General features: G+C 69.0%; 1 protein-coding gene and 1 tRNA gene. One reads left to right on the forward strand and one right to left on the reverse strand.

What is annotated here, in order from left to right; genetic code table 11:
* Positions 1-106: 106 nt before the first annotated feature.
* Positions 107-177 (reverse strand) — tRNA-Gly (locus BZL64_RS35450).
* A gap of 276 nt (positions 178-453) precedes the next feature.
* Between BZL64_RS35450 and tig the strand changes: the two genes are divergently transcribed.
* The gene (tig, locus tag BZL64_RS35455) at positions 454-1,854 is read left to right on the forward strand and encodes a trigger factor (RefSeq protein ID WP_086773163.1); all 1,401 of its coding nucleotides are present in this window, start codon (positions 454-456) and stop codon (positions 1,852-1,854) included.
* Positions 1,855-2,043: the final 189 nt, after the last annotated feature.

Raw genomic sequence — 2,043 nt, forward strand, 5'->3', positions numbered from 1 at the left:
GCCGCTCCCGAACTGCGGGGCCGCGCCGGGGACCGAACACCACCCCTCGAACGACTCAGGGCCAGGCCGGAGGAATCATCCTCCGGCCTGGCCCTGAGCCAAACAGAGCGGGCGACGGGAATCGAACCCGCGTAGCTAGTTTGGAAGACTAGGGCTCTACCATTGAGCTACGCCCGCACACGCGCGCCGCAGGTCAGGCGACCGCGGCACTTNNCGTGGGTTCAAATCCCGCCACCCCGACCACCATCTGCGTCATCTGCGCGCCATCCGCGCGATCATGCCGGGCGCCGCACCGGGGATCGTCTTTTGGGCGGCCCAGCTGCTGCGGCTACTATGCAGACTGCGCGCCCGTGTGTCCCCGGCCCACCGGCCTCGAACTCTCCCGGGCGCTGAATCGCCGGACCTGTCAGGTCCCGGCGAAACCCAAGCAGTCAGCCACAAGGAGACCGAACCGTGAAGAGCGCCGTGGAGACCCTGAACCCGACTCGGGTTCGGCTCACTGTCGAGGTGCCCTTCGAGGAGCTCAAGGACAGCCTCGACGCGGCGTACAAGAAGATCAACCAGCAGGTCACGGTGAAGGGCTTCCGTAAGGGCAAGATCCCGGCCCGGATCATCGACCAGCGGTTCGGCCGCGGAGCCGTGCTGGAGGAGGCCGTCAACGACGCGCTTCCGAAGTTCTACACGGAGGCGGTCAACGGGGCCGAGCTGGACGTCCTCGGCCAGCCCGAGGTCGACATCACGGAGCTGAAGGACGGCGAGACGCTGAACTTCACCGCCGAGGTCGACATCCGTCCCGTGCTCGAGCTCCCGGAGGACTTCTCCTCCATCGAGGTCGAGGTCGACGCCGTCGAGGTCAGCGACGAGGACGTCGAGAAGTCGGTGGAGCAGCTCCGTGAGCGCTTCGCCTCGACCTCTCCGGTCGAGCGTGCGGCCGAGGACGGCGACGTCGTCACGGTCGACCTGGAGGCCAAGGTCGACGGCGAGGTCCTGGAGGACGGCGTCGCCGACGGCGTCTCCTACACGATCGGCTCCGGCGAGCTGCTCGAGGGCATCGACGACGCCGTGAAGGGCCTGGAGGCCGGTGGCGAAGCCACCTTCACCTCCGAGCTGAAGGGCGGCTCCGCCGCCGGGCAGCAGGCCGAGGTCACCGTCAAGGTCACCCAGGTCGCCGCCCGTGAACTGCCCGAGCTGGACGACGAGTTCGCGCAGCTCGCCTCCGAGTTCGACACCCTGGAGGAGCTGAAGGCCGACAGCCGCAAGCGCCTCGCCAACATGAAGCAGTACGACCAGGCCACCCAGGCCCAGGAGCGCGTCCTGGAGAAGCTCCTGGAGCTGGTCGAGGTGCCCGTCCCCGAGAAGCTGCTCGCGGACGAGATCAACACCCGCAAGCACAACCTGGAGCACCACCAGCTCGACCAGATGGGTCTGAACCTCGAGAAGTACCTGGAGCTCCAGGGCAAGACCGTCGAGGAGTTCGAGACCGAGACCCGCGAGGCCGCGGTCAAGGGCATCAAGACCCAGTTCGTCCTCGACGAGCTGGTCAAGCGCGAGAAGCTGAACGTGAACCAGGAGGAGCTGACCGAGCACCTCATGCGCCGCGCCGCCTCCTCGGGCATGTCCCCCGACCAGTTCGCGCAGGCGGTCGTCGAGGGCGGTCAGGTTCCGCTCCTCGTCGGCGAGGTCGCCCGCGGCAAGGCGCTGGCCGTGGTCGTCGAGTCCGCCACGGTGAAGGACACCAACGGCGAGGTCATCGACCTGGACGACGAGGAGGAGGACACCGAGGAGGCCGCCGAGGCCGCCACGGAGGACACCGACGAGTCTGCCGAGTCCGCCGAGGACAAGCCCGAGGCCTGAGCCTCGCGCCACTCCTGAAGCGATCGAGAGGGCCCCGGAGCACCACGCTCCGGGGCCCTCTCGGCATACGGCCCGCCGGCCCGCCCCCGGACGCGGGGCACTGCCGATCCGCGGGTTCCGCAGCAGGCCCGTGAACCGGCCACCTGGTCCCGCTCCGCCCCCGCCCCGGATCCGGGCCCGAATCCGCCC

It is taken from the genome of Streptomyces bobili (assembly GCF_002154575.1).
Taxonomy (GTDB): Bacteria; Actinomycetota; Actinomycetes; order Streptomycetales; family Streptomycetaceae; genus Streptomyces; species Streptomyces bobili.